At 42.7% G+C, this 19,051-nt stretch carries 13 protein-coding genes, 2 tRNA genes and 1 pseudogene; 3 read left to right on the forward strand and 13 right to left on the reverse strand.

What is annotated here, in order from left to right:
* Positions 1-268: 268 nt before the first annotated feature.
* The 7 genes from EKM67_RS01615 to EKM67_RS01645 form a co-directional block, all read right to left on the reverse strand.
* Positions 269-341 (reverse strand) — tRNA-Val (locus tag EKM67_RS01615).
* Positions 342-352: 11 nt separating this feature from the next.
* A tRNA-Glu gene (locus EKM67_RS01620) sits at positions 353-424 on the reverse strand.
* 154 nt (positions 425-578) lie between these two features.
* Positions 579-1,706, reverse strand: coding sequence for an LCP family glycopolymer transferase (locus tag EKM67_RS01625; RefSeq protein WP_225417269.1), 1,128 nt, complete (start codon positions 1,704-1,706; stop codon positions 579-581).
* A 132-nt stretch (positions 1,707-1,838) separates the two neighbouring features.
* Complete coding sequence (gene smpB / locus EKM67_RS01630) at positions 1,839-2,312, reverse strand: SsrA-binding protein SmpB (RefSeq protein WP_125576620.1); 474 nt, start codon at positions 2,310-2,312, stop codon at positions 1,839-1,841.
* 409 nt (positions 2,313-2,721) lie between these two features.
* Positions 2,722-5,043 carry a ribonuclease R gene (gene rnr, locus EKM67_RS01635; protein ID WP_125576623.1) on the reverse strand — a complete coding sequence of 774 codons (2,322 nt, stop codon included), beginning with the start codon at positions 5,041-5,043 and terminating at the stop codon, positions 2,722-2,724.
* A gap of 428 nt (positions 5,044-5,471) precedes the next feature.
* Positions 5,472-5,708, reverse strand: a complete 237-nt coding sequence (secG, locus tag EKM67_RS01640) for a preprotein translocase subunit SecG (RefSeq protein ID WP_164506527.1) — start codon at positions 5,706-5,708, stop codon at positions 5,472-5,474.
* Positions 5,709-5,805: 97 nt separating this feature from the next.
* On the reverse strand, positions 5,806-6,816 hold the full coding sequence (locus tag EKM67_RS01645; protein ID WP_125576627.1) for a helix-turn-helix domain-containing protein: 1,011 nt from the start codon (positions 6,814-6,816) through the stop codon (positions 5,806-5,808).
* Between the two features lie 160 nt (positions 6,817-6,976).
* Between EKM67_RS01645 and EKM67_RS01650 the strand changes: the two genes are divergently transcribed.
* On the forward strand, positions 6,977-8,611 hold the full coding sequence (locus EKM67_RS01650; RefSeq protein ID WP_125576629.1) for an ATP-binding cassette domain-containing protein: 1,635 nt from the start codon (positions 6,977-6,979) through the stop codon (positions 8,609-8,611).
* Between the two features lie 295 nt (positions 8,612-8,906).
* On the opposite strand, the gene eno is transcribed toward EKM67_RS01650, so the two are convergent.
* The 6 genes from eno to clpP all read right to left on the reverse strand — a co-directional run bounded on the left by eno (position 8,907) and on the right by clpP (position 15,970).
* Positions 8,907-10,199, reverse strand: coding sequence for a phosphopyruvate hydratase (eno, locus tag EKM67_RS01655; RefSeq protein ID WP_125576631.1), 1,293 nt, complete (start codon positions 10,197-10,199; stop codon positions 8,907-8,909).
* 90 nt (positions 10,200-10,289) lie between these two features.
* A complete protein-coding gene (tpiA, locus tag EKM67_RS01660) occupies positions 10,290-11,045 on the reverse strand; it encodes a triose-phosphate isomerase (protein ID WP_125576633.1) in 756 nt (251 codons plus the stop codon).
* A gap of 19 nt (positions 11,046-11,064) precedes the next feature.
* Positions 11,065-12,276: a phosphoglycerate kinase gene (locus tag EKM67_RS01665; RefSeq protein ID WP_125576635.1), complete on the reverse strand. Its 1,212-nt coding sequence runs from the start codon at positions 12,274-12,276 to the stop codon at positions 11,065-11,067.
* Positions 12,277-12,382: 106 nt separating this feature from the next.
* Complete coding sequence (gene gap, locus EKM67_RS01670; RefSeq protein ID WP_125576637.1) at positions 12,383-13,408, reverse strand: type I glyceraldehyde-3-phosphate dehydrogenase; 1,026 nt, start codon at positions 13,406-13,408, stop codon at positions 12,383-12,385.
* A 42-nt stretch (positions 13,409-13,450) separates the two neighbouring features.
* Entirely contained in the window at positions 13,451-14,488 is a 1,038-nt protein-coding gene (locus EKM67_RS01675; RefSeq protein WP_125576639.1) for a sugar-binding transcriptional regulator, read from the reverse strand.
* Positions 14,489-15,382: 894 nt separating this feature from the next.
* Positions 15,383-15,970 (reverse strand): ATP-dependent Clp endopeptidase proteolytic subunit ClpP, encoded by a 588-nt coding sequence (gene clpP / locus EKM67_RS01680; protein WP_125576641.1) that lies wholly within the window; start codon positions 15,968-15,970, stop codon positions 15,383-15,385.
* Positions 15,971-16,984: 1,014 nt separating this feature from the next.
* Here clpP and EKM67_RS01685 point away from each other — a divergent pair.
* Complete coding sequence (locus EKM67_RS01685) at positions 16,985-17,680, forward strand: VIT1/CCC1 transporter family protein (RefSeq protein WP_125576643.1); 696 nt, start codon at positions 16,985-16,987, stop codon at positions 17,678-17,680.
* 248 nt (positions 17,681-17,928) lie between these two features.
* A pseudogene (locus tag EKM67_RS01690) lies at positions 17,929-19,049 on the forward strand (trans-sulfuration enzyme family protein).
* Positions 19,050-19,051: the final 2 nt, after the last annotated feature.

Here is a 19,051-nt window from a genome sequence, read left to right on the forward strand (position 1 = left end):
AAAAGCGATATCTGTAAATTCAGATATCGCTCATAAATCTCCACCAACACTATTTGACAAAGACCCACAAAATTGTGTTGGTTTTTTTCGAATGAACCTCCAGCAATCAGACGCCCATTAAACATAAACTTCCTTATTAGTTCCACTCAATACAGAACCGTCAGCAACGTCCTAAATCCAGCCCAGGGTCTTCCGCAAAACTGAACTAATTCTACAAACCGAATGCGACGTTATTCAAATTCTAGCATAAGTAAACTAACAAGCTACATGGAGGTTACAGGGCTCGAACCTGTGACCCTCTGCTTGTAAGGCAGACGCTCTCCCAGCTGAGCTAAACCTCCAGATGGTGCCATGACCCGTACGGGATTTGAACCCATGTTACCGCCGTGAAAGGGCGGTGTCTTAACCACTTGACCAACGGGCCATTCAATAAGCAATAATTAGTATATCGAGAAAAGCAGTATTGGTCAATACTTTTACTCAAAAATTATTTGCCTATTTTTTTAAATACTGTCGCAATACGATTCACCTTGCAAAAGTGATGACTCAAATCATAAAGCGAAATGCATCAGCCGACTTTAATTGGAGTAGACTTCATAATTCTGATCGAATGTTGGGTTAGTGAAGATAAACCCATTATTTGCATTCAACTGATTTTGACGCGTGGTTTCGTTGCTGACGGTTTCTTTTGTGAGGCTCAATTCGTTACGAATTTTATCGGAAACCCGTTGAATTTCTGTTGTGGAAGCAATTTGGACAGATGCTTCACCCCAATAGGCACCCACGCCTTGCAGGTGATCACTTTCAACCGTCGTGGCAGCACTCCGATAATTCTTGAAGATGGCGACCATTTGATCGAAGGTGAAATTGGTTGTGACGTTACTCGAGATCGAGTCTAACAACTTTTGAAAATTAGCCAAGGTCCCCGTTGAGGCAGCACTTTTAATGATCGACTCGATGATCTGACGTTGCCGTTGCTGGCGACCATAGTCCCCTTGCGGATCTTCATAACGCATCCGCGCATAATTAAGAGCCTGTTCGCCATTCAGATGCATCTTGCCTTTTTTGAAAGTTGAACCACCATATGAGAAGGCCAAGGTGACCTCCACATCGACCCCATTAACGGCGTTGACGATCTGTTCTAGGCCGCCCATGTTGACACTAACATAATTAGTCAGTGGGACATTTAAAAGCTTAGAAACAGAGTTTAGGGCCATTTTAGCGCCACCCTGTAAGTTGGCCGAGTTGATTTTTTGGAAATCATAATTAGTCGTGCCGACAATTTGAGCCATCGTATCTCGCGGCACACTCGTCAACGTTGTCCGTTTCGTCTTCGGATTGATCGTGGCCACGATGATCGTATCGGAATTACCATAAACTTCTTTACGACCATAAGCCCCGGTATCCGTTCCGAGCAAAAGAATAGAAATTGGATCCTTGGCAACCACATTATCCGTCGTTGCCGCTTCTTTTGCTTTATCAACCGAGGAATAAGTCTTATCTAGCGCACTTTTCGTTTCTTGATAAAGATGGACACCATATGCCACACCAACTAATAAAATTGCCGCAAGAACTAACAAAATAATTCTTAAAATAGGCTTTTTCTTTTTATCACGTGGTCGCCGCGGTATGAACGGTTTCTGTGATTCATTGTCTTTTCCATCGGTTTCTTGTTGCATCCGATCAGTTCGTGCATGTTCTGACATAGGCGCCCCTCATTACGCGTAATTTTACAACATTATAGCATATTAATGTGATAAAAAATAACGTGGATAATTAAATGTTTATTAAAAAAGCGTTGACCATCGAGGCCAACGCTTTCGTACCAGAGCTTAACATCAGAAATTGTTCTTCATCACGCGTTGTAATTCGCGATCTTGTTCGCGTCGCTTAATGGTTTCGCGCTTATCGTACTCATGCTTACCAGTTGCGACACCGATCAAAACTTTCGCGTAGCCGTGCTTAAGATAAACTTTCAAAGGCACGATGGTCACACCCTTATCTTTAACCACGCCGACTAATTTAGCGATTTCGCGTTTATGCAAAAGTAATTTTCGATTCCGCAGCGGATCATGATTGAACTGATTACCGGCATCATAGGGACTAATGTGAACATTTTCCAACCATAATTCACCTTGGCGAAAATGGGCATAGCCATCCTTTAGATTGATTTTGCCAGCCCGAACCGATTTGATCTCGGTCCCCGTCAAAACGACTCCAGCTTCATACGTATCTGAAATCGAATAATCATGTTGGGCCTTGCGGTTAGTAGCTAACTGGTTTTTAGGCTTTTCTGGATGTTTCTTCGCCATCTTGATCACCTACTTCATTTTGAAATTAACGAAAATAGTTCATGAGTTTTAGTGGATTTTGAAAAACATTGCTCTGATATATCTATGTGATTCCGGCGGAATTTGCGGTGAGAGCAGGCAACTGGCTGTGGGGACGGTTCCAGGATTTCCAAAGTACGGAAATTCTTACACCTGCAATCTGAGCTTTTCCAAGACCGGGAAAATCTCAGATGTGCCCATTTCTGTAAATTCGCCAAGTACGCTCATTAACAGAAATTTCACTGCGAGTACCTGCTCTCACCACAAATTCCCCCTCGTCTATTCGAAGTCAGAGAAATGATGTAAGTCTTTCTAAAAAACAGCTTTGCAAATCTTACCCCCAAAATAAAATCCGTTTAGGTAGTAGTTGCAGAAGAAGGTCGACTAATAATTAACGCTTCTTTTGTCCATTGCGTGAACCATTAGATTTATGCTCATACTTGCCTCGATGGGTTGGCTTATTATTCTGGCCAGTCGTCGCAGGCTTGTGCGGTGCAGAGGTTCTGGTTGTTCTTTCTGGTGCAGGTTCTTGTCCGGCAATGATGAAATCGATTTGACCTTGATCAGGATCTGAACGCAAAACTCTGATCTGAATTTCTTGCCCAATTTTGAAGACATTATGCGTCTTAGCACCCGTCAACGTCATTTGTTTCTCATCGTAGTCGTAATAATCGTCACGCATGTTCGAAATATGGATCAAACCTTCAACGGTATTCTCCAGTGAAATGAACATCCCAAATTTGGTAACTGACGAGATAACACCCTTAAATTCCTGACCGACTTTATCCATCATGAATTGAGCTTTCTTCAAATCATCGACATCCCGTTCGGTACTGATCGAGCGGCGTTCTTGCTCAGAGGTGTGAACAGCGATGTCAGGTAATTTTTCTGCCCAACGTTCTTTGTTATCGTCAGACATCCCTTGGCTCGCGTAACTATGGATCAAGCGATGAACCATTAAATCAGGATACCGACGAATTGGCGACGTGAAATGCGTGTAGTATTCTGCACCTAAACCGAAATGGCCCAGAGCATCAACGGAATAGCGAGCTTGTCGCATGCTCCGCAATAACATCGTCGTGACAACCATTTCTTCTGGTGTGCCCACAACTTTCGCCAAAGCTTTTTGTAATTCAATTGGCTTGATATCGTCTGCCTTACCGTGACCCACGATTCCGAACGCAGAAACGAATTCGAAGAATGCTTTGATTTTTTCACCGTCTGGTGTTTCATGAACGCGATAAAGGAATGGCACGTGTAAGTGATTGTAATGTTCAGCCACGGTTTCATTGGCTGCCAGCATGAAGGATTCGATCATCTTTTCAGAAGTCCCGCGATCACGCAGAACGATATCGATTGGCCAACCTTTTTCGTCGACCTTGATCTTAGCCTCTGTTTCCTCGAAATCAATGGCTCCACGTTCATGACGACGTTTAAATAAAATCGCATGTAAGTCAGCCATATCTTCAAGCATTGGGATTAATTGGTCATATTCTTTGGTCATCTCAGGATCATGATCTTCGATAATTTTATTGACGTTGTTGTAAGTCATCCGCGCTTTAGAACGGATCACACTTGGAAAAATCTGATGATTCAAAATTTGACCCGTATGGTCGATTTCCATCTCACAAGTTAATGTTAAACGATCCTCGCCAGGATTCAACGAACAGATCCCGTTAGATAAGCGGAATGGCAACATTGGTAAAACACGGTCGGTCAAATAAGTACTCGTGCCACGTTCGTAAGCTTCCTTATCCAGTGGCGAATCTTCAGTAACGTAATGGCTAACATCGGCGATATGCACGCCTAAATAAAAGTTTCCGTTTGGCAATTTGGTTAAGCCAACTGCATCATCGAAATCTTTTGAATCGTCGCCATCAATGGTCACCACCACTTGATCGGTCAAATCTTTGCGATTGACCCAATCATTGGGTTGTAATGCATCAGGGACAGTTTGTGCTTGTGCTTGCACATCCTCGGGGAATTCGGTACGAACACCATGTGAATAGACCAGTGCCATAATATCGACACCGGGATCATTTTTATTACCTAAAGACGTGATTGCTAGCCCTAACATCCGAGTTGGATAGGCATCGCTAGGATATTCAGTCACTTCAACTTGAACCATGTCGCCCATTTGTGGATGGATACCTGTATCTTTAATATAAACAGGATAATTGGCCAATTTTTTATCATGACTACGGACATAACCGATCAAGCCGGTCTTAGCGGCTTGCGCATCGCTGTATGGCTGGAATTCGCCCACTAACTGAGTCATGCCATGCTCAAGAATCTCGCTAACTTCGCCTTCAGGACCCTTACCATTCCAAGGATTCGCCTTTTTAACAATTTTAACCTGAACGCGATCACCTTGTAAGGCATGCGCAGTGCTCTGCTTAGGCACAAAAACGTCAGGAACTTCTTCAGTACTCTCTTCGTCAGTCTCGACGCGAACAAATCCGAATCCCTTGTCATTAGCGGAAAATTTACCGATCACTTCTTCAGAAGTTGGTGTTAATTTGAACCGCCCACCTTCATTGACCGTAACAGATCCTTCACCTTCTAATGTTGCCAAAATCTTGACTAAACGCTTGAATGCCGTTGCACCCTTGAGTTTTAAAATATCGTTGATATCTTGAACACCATATTTACGTTCAGGATTCTGCCGAAAAATCTCTAAAACCTCTGCTGTTAAATAATCTTGCTCTGCCATCTAATTCCTCACTATTTCTATAATTTAATTAGTTTCTCTATTGCTAAACACCATTGCAAAATTTCAAATGATTAGAAACATCATTCCGATTTGGCAATGATGCTTAGCACAAATCCCATTCACTGGCTCAAAAAAGCCTGATAACCCATCCCACTCAACCCACGGGCCTTTCCACACGCAGAACTAACTCTACAAACCGAATGAGACGTTCATTCCAGCTACAAACCACACGCGGGTCAACCTGCCCGCAGAACTAACTCCACGAACCAAACAAGACGTTCACTCCAGCAAAACCACACACCACGGGTCTACCCACCCGCAGAACTAACTCTACAAACCGAATGAGACGTTCATTCCAGTTCTACACCAAAAAAACAACAAGCTACAAAAAAAGCCCCTACGATTTGCAGGAGCATCATTTCCCAGTGTTAATGTGACGACAGATAAACCAAGGCAATTGCCAACACAAAGAAAATAACTCCTAAGACGGCAGTTGCCTTCTCCATGACCGCTTCAAACCCACGCTTCTTGGTTTGACCAAATAATTCGCCACCACCACCAGATAGTGCGTTTAACGCATCTTGTTGTTTAGTCGGTTGCATCATAACTGCGATGATGATAATAACCGAGTCAATGATTAATAATGTCTGAATAATATCGTACAATGGCTTGACCTCCGAAAACATAACTACAGAATCTTACTCATAAAACAATATCATAGTTGCGGACTTTTTTCCAGTCCCACAATCACTCAATTAAAAACTATTTGTCTCGATAATAACTCAGAGGATTGCCTTTTTTCGCAATCGCAGCGGTTAATCCGGGAAATCCTTGTAAATATGTCCCCAAATCTTGCTTGGCCTTTTTCGGAATCGACTCCAGTAACCGAACAATCACGCCGATCTCCTCGTCAGACCAGACAACATGATAGCCATATAGTTGGCGCAGATGGCGGACCGTATCCAAGTAACCGTCTTGAATAAACTGCGCACTCTCTGGGCTCAAAACAAAAAGGGTCCCCGTAATCTGTTTGATCTGTTCAACAGCGACCCGTGAATCTGTGTCGGCAATTTCAACGAATTGCTGAAAAATTAAGTAACTCATTTTTTCATTCAGTGTGGGATTATCCGCTTGCCACATCGGGTCAGCTAAAACCTTCCGGGCTTCTGGTAGTGCCTTGATCTCGATCGCATACCAAAATCTATTCTGTAATAACAGTTTACTCAAGCGATAATAGTCTGAATGAAATTTGAAACGTGCCAGATTATCTGCGATGCGTTGAAAAGTTGATTCGACAACCATCGGGTCCAACAGAAGAACTTCTTTCAACAAGATCGTTAATTGATCGATCGTCAATGAAACTTTATCCAGATAATATGTTGCCAACCACAATCGTTCTTCTGTTGGCAAATCTGCGTCAAGCCAATATTTCAAATGTGCCATGATTGCTAACTGCTTAACTTTCGGATCAGCGCTATTCCGATACTGTTCGTAAAAAGCCAACGGCGCGGGATCTTCTAACGAATCGAATTTGAGTTGTTGATAAGCCGACCTCGCCGTATCATCGGATTTCGGTTGTTCAGTATTCAAATGTTGCAATGTTTCTAAGTCTAACTCTAATCTTGACATGACTGTTAACAAGCTGTTGGCCTTGAGATCCACTTCGCCATTTTCGAAACGGATGGCTTGGCGCTTGCTCAATAACCCGGTGTAAAGTTCTTGCTGAGTTAGATTCTGTTCTTCTCTAAATCGTTTAATGATTGAACCAAGCATTTATCCCGCCCCCATGATCACTCTAACTGATAATCAGTTTTCAAATTTAATAGGTGTCGTTTTCGTCATCATATCATTTGAGTCTGGCAATAACAATCTATAGTCAGCTATATCGGCATAGCAAAGCTTAACCGGCCCTAGATCATTGGAGGAATCAACTATGAAAAAAATTTGGAAAAGCGTTAAAGTTTCAAGCTATCTTGTCTTTTTACTCGGTCTGATCTTAACGTCATTCAACGGCGTCTTCGTTGCAGAGATGATCAAACGTGTTGGACAGTTCAAGTCGAATTCAACACCGCGGGAAATCATCACATTTACTTTAGGCAGTTTAGGCGCTTGGATCCTGATATTCTTTGGCATTTATTTAGCCTGTGTGATGCAAGCTTCGATCCTACGACAAATCAATGTCTTTTTAAAGCGTCAAGTTGCTCGCCAACAATTGAGGCAGCCACAAAATCCAAAAGTTACTGGAACAATTTCATTCATCAGCAACGATTTGAATTTACTCGTCAACAATTATTTCGAACCAATTTTCAATATCGTGAGTAATATCGGTACGCTTACTGTCTCAGTCATTTATATGGTCTCCATTGATCCACTGATTGCGTTGCTCTACATTGCCATGGGGTTCACGATACTAATTCCAGAACAACTCGCCAAGAAGAGGCTCAATCAAGCCGGTGCCAATTTTTCCTTGCAAAAGCAAACCTACTTAGACTATTTGAAAGATATCTTAAGTGGGAGCACCACGCTCAAAGCCAACCAGGCGTTGCGAGTCGGCGAAACAAAACTACAGTCAACTTTAGAAAACTCTGAAACCGCGCAATATCAAATGGATAAGCTCACAACTAAGGTGAGTTTCTTTACACACATCCTCTCGGGCATCAACTTCATTCTTCCTTTTGGAATCGGGTTGCTCGTCATCAGTCAGACCCACTCATTATCGATCCCCTCGTTGATTGCGATTTTTCTGGCTTCTAATCAGGTTTTTAATCCGTTAATGTATACAGTCAGCTACTTCAATCAAATCACAACCACGAAAGATGTTCGTACGAAAGTTGAAGCGATCATTCAGGACAACAGCACCACATCATGGCCAGAAGCAGCAGAATCAACTGACTTTTCTGTGGAAAATCGTTCACCATTTAAGACATTGTCGATCAAACAAGTGACTAAAAGCTTTGCAGATAAAGTCGTTCTGAATCAATTCTCGTTAGTCGTTCATCCGCATGATCGCATCCTGATCACTGGAAAAAGCGGTGCCGGTAAGTCAACGATTTTTAATTTACTGATGGGTGTTTTCAAACCGGATCAAGGCGCGATCGATCTAGATGGGCATCCCCTCACTGATCCGCAGATATTTGGGATCATCCACCAACAACCTTATATTTTTAATCAAACTATCGCCTACAATTTAGCTTTAGGCCAAGCAATTTCCAGACAAGCTCTACTGGCAGCACTCGATACGGTTCAATTAACAACCGAGTTAGGTGCAGATCCACTGACTTATCAAGCCGGCGAAAGTGGTGCAAATCTTTCAGGCGGACAAATTGCGCGCATCGAAATTGCCCGCAATATTTTGCGCAAGAAGCCAATTCTACTTGTTGATGAAGTAACGGCTTCTTTAGATGATCAAAGTGCCACTCACGTGAGAAAGATTCTTTATGCACTTGACGTCGCCATCATTGAAATCGCCCATCACTACAACAAAAATGGACAGCAAGCCAATTTCCAACAAGTCGAATTGATCAACGGCCAAGCCAAACTAATCGATCAGACCGAACGCCCCACATAAATCTAGCAAATTAAAAAAACGCATCTTTCCACACGCAGCACCAACGCCACAAACCAAATGAACCGTTGATTCCAGTCACCCACACACAACGGGTCTACCCACTCGCAGAACTAACACCACAAACCAAATGAGCCGTTAATTCTAGTTACCCACACACAACGGGTCTACCCACTCGCAGAACTAATTCTACAAACCGAATCAGACGTTGATTCCAGTCACCCACAGTCACATATAACAAGCTACAAAAAAAGAACTCACAATTTAATTGTGAGTTCTTTTCGATGGTTCAAACGAATTATTTACCTAAGTTGTAGAAGCTGTGAATACCTTTGTATTGAGCAGCATCGCCAAGTTGGTCTTCGATCCGCATTAATTGGTTATATTTAGAAATACGATCAGTCCGGCTCATTGAACCAGTCTTGATTTGGCCAGCATTAGTTGCAACAACTAAGTCAGCAATTGTTGTATCTTCTGTTTCACCAGAACGATGTGAAACAATTGCAGTGTAGCCAGCTTCTTTAGCCATTTCGATAGCTTCGAATGTTTCAGTCAAAGTACCGATTTGGTTAACCTTAACAAGGATGGCATTGGCAACGCCCATGTCGATACCCTTCTTAAGATAATCAGTGTTCGTAACGAACAAGTCATCACCAACGATTTGAACTTTTTTGCCAAGTTTGGCAGTCAAAGTCTTCCAGTCGTCCCATTCGTTTTCGTCCAAAGGATCTTCGACAGAAACGATTGGATACTTGTCGATCAAACCGTCGAGTAATTCAGTGAATTCTTCGGCAGTATATTCGCGACCATCAGCTTTAGTCTCATATTTATGAGTTTCAGCGTTGTAGAATTCTGATGAAGCAACATCAAATGCGATGCTGATATCTTCGCCTGGTTTGTAACCAGCACGTTGGATAGCTTCAACCAAGATTTCGAATGGTTCTTCGTTGTTAGCAAGGTTAGGTGCAAATCCACCTTCATCACCAACACCAGTGAAGTCGCCACGGTCTTGCAAAATCTTCTTCAAAGCTTGGAAAGTTTCTGAACCCATCCGGATAGCTTCGTGAACAGACTTAGCACCAACAGGCATGATCATGAATTCTTGGAAATCGACGTTGTTGTCAGCATGTGCACCACCATTGATAACGTTCATCATAGGTGTTGGCAATACATGGGCATTGGGGCCGCCAAGATATTCATACAATGGTTGGCCTAATTCGTCAGCAGCAGCACGAGCGGCAGCTAATGAAACACCAAGAATTGCGTTGGCACCTAACTTAGCTTTGTTAGGCGTACCATCTAACTTGATCATTGATTGGTCAAGGGCACGTTGGTCAGTAACGTCCATGCCAATAACAGCTTGGGCAATAGCATCGTTTACGTTAGCAACGGCTTTTAAAACACCTTTGCCACCGAAACGACTCTTGTCACCGTCACGTAATTCAACGGCTTCGTGTTCACCTGTAGAAGCGCCTGATGGCACAATAGCGCGGCCAAAGCCACCTAATTCAGTATAAACTTCAACTTCAACAGTTGGGTTACCACGAGAATCTAAAACTTCGCGGCCTAAAACATCAGTAATTACAGACATATGTTTTGCTCCTTTTTACTTTTTACCGATCAAATCGGCGGACAACCTTATTTTACCAAATTACCAGGGTAAATAACAAAGAAATTGCGATTAATCTTGATAATTAACTAAAGCTAAGAATGATTCTGGGTCAAGGCTAGCGCCACCGACTAAACCACCATCGATGTCAGGCTTTGCCATTAATTCTTTAACGTTAGCAGGTTTAACTGAGCCACCATATTGAATGCGAACATTCTCAGCAGTTTGTTCGTTGTAAAGATCTTTGACGGTCTCACGAATCACTTGGCAAACTTCTTGAGCTTGGTCACTTGAAGCCGTCTTGCCAGTACCGATTGCCCAGATTGGTTCGTAAGCAATAACGAGACTAGAAACTTGATCAGCTGATAAACCTGCCAATGCAGCTTTAACTTGACCAGAAACCCAGTTGTTTGTTTCGCCAGCTTCACGTTGTTCCAATGTTTCACCACAGCAGATAATTGGTGTGATGCCATTGTTGAACAATGCTTTAGCTTTTTTGTTAACGTCTTCGTCTGTTTCATGGAAATATTGACGACGCTCTGAATGGCCAACGATTGTGTAATCAATGCCCATTTCTTTCAAAACTTTAGGACTTGTTTCGCCAGTGAATGCACCATTGTCTTCAAAATAGGCATTTTCAGCAGCAGTCTTTAAGTTAGAACCCTTAGCACTTGCAAGCAAAGCTGATAAGTCAACTGCAGGTGCAGCAATAACGGCTTCAACTTTGTCAGATGCAGGTAATTGATCTTTAACTGCGTTAACAAATGCAGTTGTTTCTTCAGGGTTTTGGTTCATTTTCCAGTTACCAGCGATAATTGGTGTTCTCAAAATTAATTCACCTCAAAAATTATTTTTCGGAAATAGCAGCGATACCAGGTAATTCCTTACCTTCAAGATATTCAAGTGATGCGCCACCACCAGTAGAAATATGGCTGATCTTGTCAGCAATTCCTAATTGGATCGCAGCAGCAGCTGAATCGCCACCACCGATAATTGTTGAAGCATCCTTCAAATCACCAAGTGCGCGGCCAACTTCAAGGGTACCATCAGCATAGTTGCTCATTTCGAATGCGCCCATAGGACCATTCCAAACAACTGTCTTGGCATCTTTAAGAATGTCTTTGAACAAAGCGATTGATTTAGGACCGATATCTAAGCCCATTTCGCCGTCAGGAATATCAACGCCGACAACTTCGTGCTTAGCATCATTTGAAAATTCTGCAGCAGCAACGTTATCAACAGGCAAGACGATCTTGTCGCCTGCTTTTTGTAACAATTCTTTAGCCAATTCAACTTTATCAGCTTCGAATAATGACTTGCCAATTTTGTGACCTTGAGCAGCTAAGAAAGTATAAGCCATACCGCCACCGATCAAGATATGATCAGATTTAGGGATCAGGTTTTCGATCACGCCGATCTTGTCAGAAACTTTAGCACCACCAAGGATCGTTACGAATGGGTGAACTGGATTATCAACGGCATTGCCAAGATACTTGATTTCTTTTTCCATCAAGTAACCAGCAGCAGCAGGTTTGCCAGCAGCCTTCATAGCGGTTGCGATACCAACGTTAGAAGCATGAGCACGGTGAGCGGTACCAAAAGCATCATTGACATAAACGTCGCCCAATGAAGCCCAGTATTCGCCCAGCTTAGGATCGTTCTTGCTTTCGCGTTTGCCAAAGTCATTGTCGATATCTTGGAAGCGCGTGTTCTCCATTAAGATAACATCGCCATCAGCCATTTCGTTGATAGCAGCTTCTAATTCAGTACCTTCGTTAGTTGGCACGAATTTAACTTCTTTGCCAAGTAATTCAGATAAACGTGCAGCAACTGGACGCAAGCTCAAAGCCTTTTTGTCTTCGTCACTCTTGATCCGGCCAAGGTGAGAAAGTAAAATTGCCTTACCACCGTTTTCAGATACATATTTGATCGTTGGTAATGCAGCAACGATACGGTTATCATTGCCGATCACACCATTTTTGATCGGAACATTAAAGTCGACACGGATCAAAACTTTCTTATCCTTAACATCGACATCAGAAACAATTAATTTTGCCATTGATGGACAACCTCCACGACTATTTTCAAAAAATAAAGGGCGAAAGGAGTAGACCTCCCTCCGCCCTAAAATCAGCATATTAGATTAATGCGTTGAACTTTTTAAATTAAAGAGTTGCGAACTTGAGTAAAGTACGAACCATTTGGCAAGTAAAGCCATATTCGTTGTCATACCAAGCAACAGCCTTAACTAATTGGTGATCCCCAGCAGTTGTAACTTCTGTTTGAGTAGGATCGAAAACTGAACCGTAAGTAGAGCCAATAATGTCACTAGATACGATGCTGTCTTCATTGTAACCAAATGAAGGGTTGTCGATTGTGTATTTCTTGATTGCAGCATTAACTTCGTCTGCATCTTTGACTTTTTTGCCTAAGATAGAAACTAATTCAGTAACTGAACCATCAGGAACACCAACACGTTGTGCATGGCCTTGTAACTTGCCAACTAAGTTTGGTAATACCAAACCAATAGCTTTAGCAGCACCAGTTGAGTGAGGAATAGTATTGATTGCAGCAGCACGTGCAGCACGGACATTACCCTTACGTTCTGGGCCGTCAAGCAACATTTGTGTTGAAGTATAAGCATGGATAGTTGTCATAGTACCAACTTCGATACCAAATTGTTCGTCTAATGCTTGCGCAAATGGAGCAAGTGAGTTAGTTGTGCAAGAACCAGCAGAAACAATTGTGTCGTCAGCTGTCAATTCGTTATCATTTACAGAGTAAACGATTGTCTTAAGGTCGCTACCAGCAGGTGCTGAGATCAAGACACGTTTTGCGCCAGCATCCAAATGAGCTTGTGCTTTTGCTTTTGAAGTGTAGAAACCAGTACATTCGAGTACGAAGTCAACGCCATCATTCTTAACCCAAGGAATATCTTGTGCTTGTGGGTCTGCATAAACATGGTATGATTTACCATTAACGACGATTGAATCCTCAGTAGCACTAACTTCAGCATCCAAAGTGCCATGAGTTGAATCATATTTAAGCAAGTGAGCAAGCATAGCAGGTGAAGTCAAGTCATTGATTGCAACAACTTCGATATCACTTGATTTTGCACCAAGTTCCAAAATACGACGGAATGCTAAACGTCCAATACGTCCGAAACCATTAATACCAATCTTTACAGTCATACAAAATTTCCTCCTTCAGGAAATAAAAATATAAAAATTTCTTTAAAAGGTTGCCCCTTTTAAAAGCGAGTTAGCAGCAGACTCATCCGTGATAAACCACGTTTGATGAGGTGCGTTGTGCATGTATGCTCGAATTGCTGTGGCCTTCTTAGCACCAGCCGCAACTGCGAAAACATACGGAATATCATTCAGATCCCGAATCTGTAAACCGATCCGCGGTATCTTGTAAACAACTTGACCAGTTTCATCGAAGAAATAACCAAAAGCCTCGGCAACTGCTTGCTTCTGCTCTAATTCTGCGATCACATCGTCGGACATTTGTCGGCGACTGGCCATAGTCATTGCCTCACCAATGCTATGGATCACAACATTGGCATGAGAAATCAAATCTAAAACCGGTTTGATCGATGGCTCCTTGAGTAGCGGCTCATACGTGCGTTCACTGACATTTTCAGGAACATACAAGCTTCGATGCTCACCGCCGGTATTCTGCGCCATCTGCGAACAAATCGCATTAGCCTGAATATCGACGAGCTCACCAACCCCACCGCGTGCAGGAACAAATAGTAATTGACGCTGACGCGCTAATTGCGGTGTAAATTCTTTCGCAACTGCTGCCATTGTCGTTCCGCCCATTGCCGCGATCACATTACGACCATCAGGCAACAATAGCGATAAAGTGTTATTGAGCAGCTGACCAAGACGTTTAAGAACTGGTGGCTGTTCATCACTATCTCCCGGAACAATGAGCACATGATCAATTGCCAATAAGGAAGCCAATTTCTTTTCCATCTTGGGAAATCCAAGTAAGTCAGACATTAAGCCGTCTAATTTGGCCAAGATTTCATGACCGCTCTCAGTTAACACCATACCTGATTTTGACGATAATATCAATCCAGAAGACTTCAGAAAATCCGTCTCCGTTCGCAGCACACGTTCGCTCAAATCGAGTTCTTGTGCTAACGTTCGTCGACCTACTGGCGCCATCCATTGAATCCGTTGCAAAACCAAATATCGTTGTCTGATCGTATTCAAGAAGTCTGGAGCGATTGTTTCAATCCACGCCAAATCATTTTGCATAACTCTCAAACCTTTCCGTGGGACAGATATTGTCCATCGGTGTCATTTAAAGACCCATCGTGCCAAAAATAAAAGAGATCACACGATGTGCCCACTCTTCTCAAGAACATATTCATTATAACAACACCTATTTATCATTGCAAGAACTAACCACGGATTTTTCACAAGTAAGCATTTTCATTTTTGACAGCCACTTCCCTAACTAAATTGCGCGCCTTATTACCAACTAATCAACAACCAAATTGCAAATCTTCCCACACGCAGAACTAACGCCACAAATCAAATGAGCCGTTCATTCCAGTAATCCAACAAACAAACTACCGAAAAAACGAATCTTTCCGCCCGCAGAACTAATACCACATACCGAATGAGCCGTTCATTCCAGTAATCCACCAAGCCACCTAACAAGCTACATAAAAACCACCCAGATCAACTAGGTGGCTAAACAAACAATATTCAAAATAGAACAAACTCAAACTACCAAAAGAACGAATCTTTCCGCACGCAGAACTAATGCCACAAACCGAATGAGCCGTTCATTCCAGTCATCCGCCAAGCCACCTAACAAGCTACAATAAAAACCACCCAGATCAACCAGGTGGCTAAACAAACAATATTCAAATAGTACAACCTCAAACTACCAAAAGAACGAATCTTCCCGCACGCAGAACTAATTCTACAAAACGAATGAGCCGTTCATCCCAGTAATCCACCAAATAAACTACCAAGCTACAATAAAAGCCACCCAGATCAACCGGGTGGCTAAACAAACAATATTCAAAATAGAACAAACTCAAACTACCAAAAGAACGAATCTTCCCGCACGCAGAACTAATTCTACAAAACGAATGAGCCGTTCATCCCAGTAATCCACCAAACCAACTAACAAGCTACCTACTTATCCTGCATATTAACCATGATTTTGTCGATCAAACCATAATCTTTAGCTTCTTCGGCACTCATATAGTTATCGCGTTCTGTGTCTTTTTGAATCGTTTCGATACTTTGACCAGTGGCATCGGCCAAAATCTTGTTCATCTTTTTGCGCGTCTTCAAAATTTCTTCGGCTGCAATTTCGATTTCTGTTGCTTGGCCTTGTGCACCACCCAAAGGTTGATGAATCAAGACAGTAGAATTAGGCAATGCAAAACGTTTGCCCTTTGTACCAGTCGCTAATAATACGCTGGCCATAGATGCTGCCATACCGATCGCAATCGTTTGAACATCAGATTTGATAAAGTTCATTGTGTCCATGATTGCTAAACCAGATGTGATCACACCACCAGGTGAGTTGATATAAATTGAAATATCCTTAGTTGAATCTTGCGCGTCGAGAAAAAGTAACTGTGCAATCACAGAATTGGCTGTTTGGTCATTGATTTCACCAGACAACATAATGATTCGATCTTTAAGTAAACGGGAATAAATGTCATAAGCGCGTTCACCACGAGAAGTTTGTTCAATAACTGTTGGCACTAACATTGTATTGCCTCCTTGATTTCGTTTTTACGAATTAGCACTCTTAATGCTACTTTGCTAATTTACCATAATAGTCAAAATAGGTCAAACAATCTAACTCTGTTAAATTATGATTTGTTCAGCAACTCATATTATAATTTTTATTGTGTAGAAATTCAATTAATACGATGGAATGTTACTGCTGAAATCATACTAGTATAACCTTTTTTAAAAACAATCTACCTGCGGTCGAAAGTTCTGGGGCAGGCAGTACGTTGGCTTGTGGGACCGCTCTCCACTTTTCCAAGTTCGGGAAAAGTTCCGAGCTTCGATTCGAGCTTTTGCAAAATCGGCAAAATCTCGAATCGATCCACCATGTAAGGCGGGCAAAAACGGCCCGCCAACATGGTTGTCACTGCCACGACTGCCTGCCCCAGAACTTTCGACCTAAACATATTTGATTTAATGTAGGAAATAAATAGCTAGGTTCCTAGAAGTTGGATTATCAATGTTGCCTTTACTTTGAATAACTAAAGAAGCAAAGCGATGAATTTAAAATCTGAGCATAATAAGACACGACCGATTTTAAAAATAGGTCGTGTATATAAATTACCAATTCTCGCTTCACGCGTTAAAAGAATATTGGTTGGAATAGAAATACAAATTAAATCTTCAACGCAAACCATTCGAGCTCGTACGAATAGACTAGGCGAAATTTGTGGTGGGAACTGTGACTGCAGTGGTATTTCTGTTAACGAACGAATTTTGTGAGTTTACAGAAAGGGGAAATGTGAGATCCGGCGGTTTTCCGGAGCTCACATTTCAGGCGGAAGAATTTTCCGTACTTTGGAAAATCCTGCAGCCGTCCCCACGGCAGTTTCCCAGTTCCCACCACAAATTTCGCCGGAACCGCACAAAAATCAAACCACAAAAAACTATTTTTATATTTTTCATTAGAATGATTCCAAATGTGATTGTAAGCAACCAAAAATATAGTCATACTACCCTTATAACATAGAAAAAATAGGAAGAACCTAAATGCAGAAAATAGCCACTTCAAAAATACGTTTACTATTCGACAAGCACGAACGACCAAATCTAGTTCGCGCCGCGGTCATGGGCGCTAACGACGGCATCATTTCCACCGCAGGCATCGTAATGGGCGTTGCCGGTGCCAATCTACCTCCATTAACGTTGCTATTGACCGGATTATCCGCGATGATCGCCGGCGCCTGTTCAATGGGTGGTGGCGAATATGTTTCCGTTTCGGCGCAGCGCGATGCACAGAAAGCTTTCGATAAACTGTCCGCGCAAACTGTTCTGGACGAAGACAATGGCTTTGACAGCTCACTTCAAAAGAATTATCAACAACATGGTCTCTCAGTTGAACACGCTCAAAACGTCGCGCAAAAAACCAACGCCGATTTATTGACCGTCTTGATCGCCAAACGCCATTACCAAACCCAGCAACGCTTGAATCCTTGGCATGCCGCGATGGCTGATTTTATGTCGTTTATTCTTGGGGCGCTGTTGCCACTTATTTGCATCGTCTTCTTGCCTGCTAACATTAAAGTCGTTGGAACCATGCTCAGTGTGGTCGTCTGTCTTTTCTTCACCGGTTATTATAGTTCGCGTCTAGGCCAATCGCCATCATTCAAGGGCGCCTGGCGCAACATGCTCGTTGGTATCCTGACGATGGTGATCAGCTACTTGCTGGGAACGATCGTCGGTTAAAATTTTATGGGCACATTAAAGACACCGTTTTGGCGGTGTCTTTTTTTATTCCATTTTGAAAACAAGCCAACTTTCATGATGTTAAAGATAAAAAAATGATAGTAAAATTATCCGAGCATCACTTGACCCGCTGGATTATTAGCGTATTATAAATTTATTAGATTAAAAGATAATGAGAACATGGTTAACTTAATTTGCCTCTTGCTACTCATTTATCACCATATTTTAAGTAAGAAGGACTTCTGCTCATGACTAAAATTTCAACACAACTGATCCAAGGTTCCAACGGTAGCGATGACGATAAAACTGGCGCCGTTTCTGCACCGTTATATTTTTCGACCGCATTTCGGCACCCGGGGTTGGGTCAATCGACTGGCTACGATTATTCCCGCTTGGCCACACCGACGCGCGAATTACTTGAGTCTCAGCTGGCGACGATCGAACACGGTGAACAGGCTTTTGCGGTTAGTTCTGGCATGGCCGCAATCGATCTAGTTTTCTCAACGTTTACTAAAACTGGCGATCATTTCATTGCCAGCGATGATTTATATGGCGGCTCGTTCCGTTATTTCGATAATCAAAAGGCTAAATATCTGATCGACTATGAGACTTGGAATGGTCAAGATACCGACCAACTCGTGCAACTGATCAAGCCTAGCACTCGCCTGATTTGGCTCGAGACCCCTTCCAACCCAACGATGAAAATCATTGACATCAAGAAAGTTGCACGCGCAGTTCATCAATTGCGCTCCGACATTTTAATTGCGGTGGACAATACTTTTTTGACCCCGATTTATCAGCAGCCTTTGACTGAAGGCGCGGATATCGTCGTCCATTCCGCAACTAAATACTTGGGTGGGCACAACGATATTCTTGCTGGTGCGGTTGTTGTGCAACTCGCCGAATTGGCCGAAAAACTGGCCGCACAGTTAGTTACCACTGGGCAAACGCTCGATCCGTTTGATTCCTGGTTGCTGTTGCGCTCGCTGAAAACATTGAGTGTCCGCATGCATGCTCACACGCAAAACGCCCAATTTTTAGCGCAAAAATTAGCGACGCTTGCTGGCGTGGATCGGGTTTTGTACGCCGGCGTCGGTGGTATGATCAGCTTTTATTTAAACGATAACTATGACGTCAACACATTTTTGCAAGGATTGAAAGTTTGTTCGTTCGCCGAAAGTCTTGGTGGCGTCGAAAGTTTAGTCACCGTTCCCGATGTCCAGACCCATCACGACATGCCGGTCGTAAATCGGCGCGCACTCGGAATCACGCCCAACTTGATCCGTCTGTCCGTTGGCTTGGAAGACAAGATGATTTGTTCGCAGATTTGCAGCACGCCATTAATAATGCTAAGAAAAACGAGGCCTGATC

Origin of the sequence: Lapidilactobacillus mulanensis, assembly GCF_003946215.1 — a bacterium.
Classification (GTDB): Bacteria; Bacillota; Bacilli; order Lactobacillales; family Lactobacillaceae; genus Lapidilactobacillus; species Lapidilactobacillus mulanensis.

Coding starts and splice junctions, on each gene's coding strand:
- EKM67_RS01625 (WP_225417269.1), bottom strand. CDS start 1,706: ATGTCAGAACATGCACGAACTGATCGGATGCAACAAGAAACCGATGGA.
- smpB (WP_125576620.1), bottom strand. CDS start 2,312: ATGGCGAAGAAACATCCAGAAAAGCCTAAAAACCAGTTAGCTACTAAC.
- rnr (WP_125576623.1), bottom strand. CDS start 5,043: ATGGCAGAGCAAGATTATTTAACAGCAGAGGTTTTAGAGATTTTTCGG.
- EKM67_RS01645 (WP_125576627.1), bottom strand. CDS start 6,816: ATGCTTGGTTCAATCATTAAACGATTTAGAGAAGAACAGAATCTAACT.
- EKM67_RS01650 (WP_125576629.1), top strand. CDS start 6,977: ATGAAAAAAATTTGGAAAAGCGTTAAAGTTTCAAGCTATCTTGTCTTT.
- eno (WP_125576631.1), bottom strand. CDS start 10,199: ATGTCTGTAATTACTGATGTTTTAGGCCGCGAAGTTTTAGATTCTCGT.
- EKM67_RS01665 (WP_125576635.1), bottom strand. CDS start 12,276: ATGGCAAAATTAATTGTTTCTGATGTCGATGTTAAGGATAAGAAAGTT.
- gap (WP_125576637.1), bottom strand. CDS start 13,408: ATGACTGTAAAGATTGGTATTAATGGTTTCGGACGTATTGGACGTTTA.
- EKM67_RS01675 (WP_125576639.1), bottom strand. CDS start 14,488: ATGCAAAATGATTTGGCGTGGATTGAAACAATCGCTCCAGACTTCTTG.
- clpP (WP_125576641.1), bottom strand. CDS start 15,970: ATGTTAGTGCCAACAGTTATTGAACAAACTTCTCGTGGTGAACGCGCT.
- EKM67_RS01685 (WP_125576643.1), top strand. CDS start 16,985: ATGCAGAAAATAGCCACTTCAAAAATACGTTTACTATTCGACAAGCAC.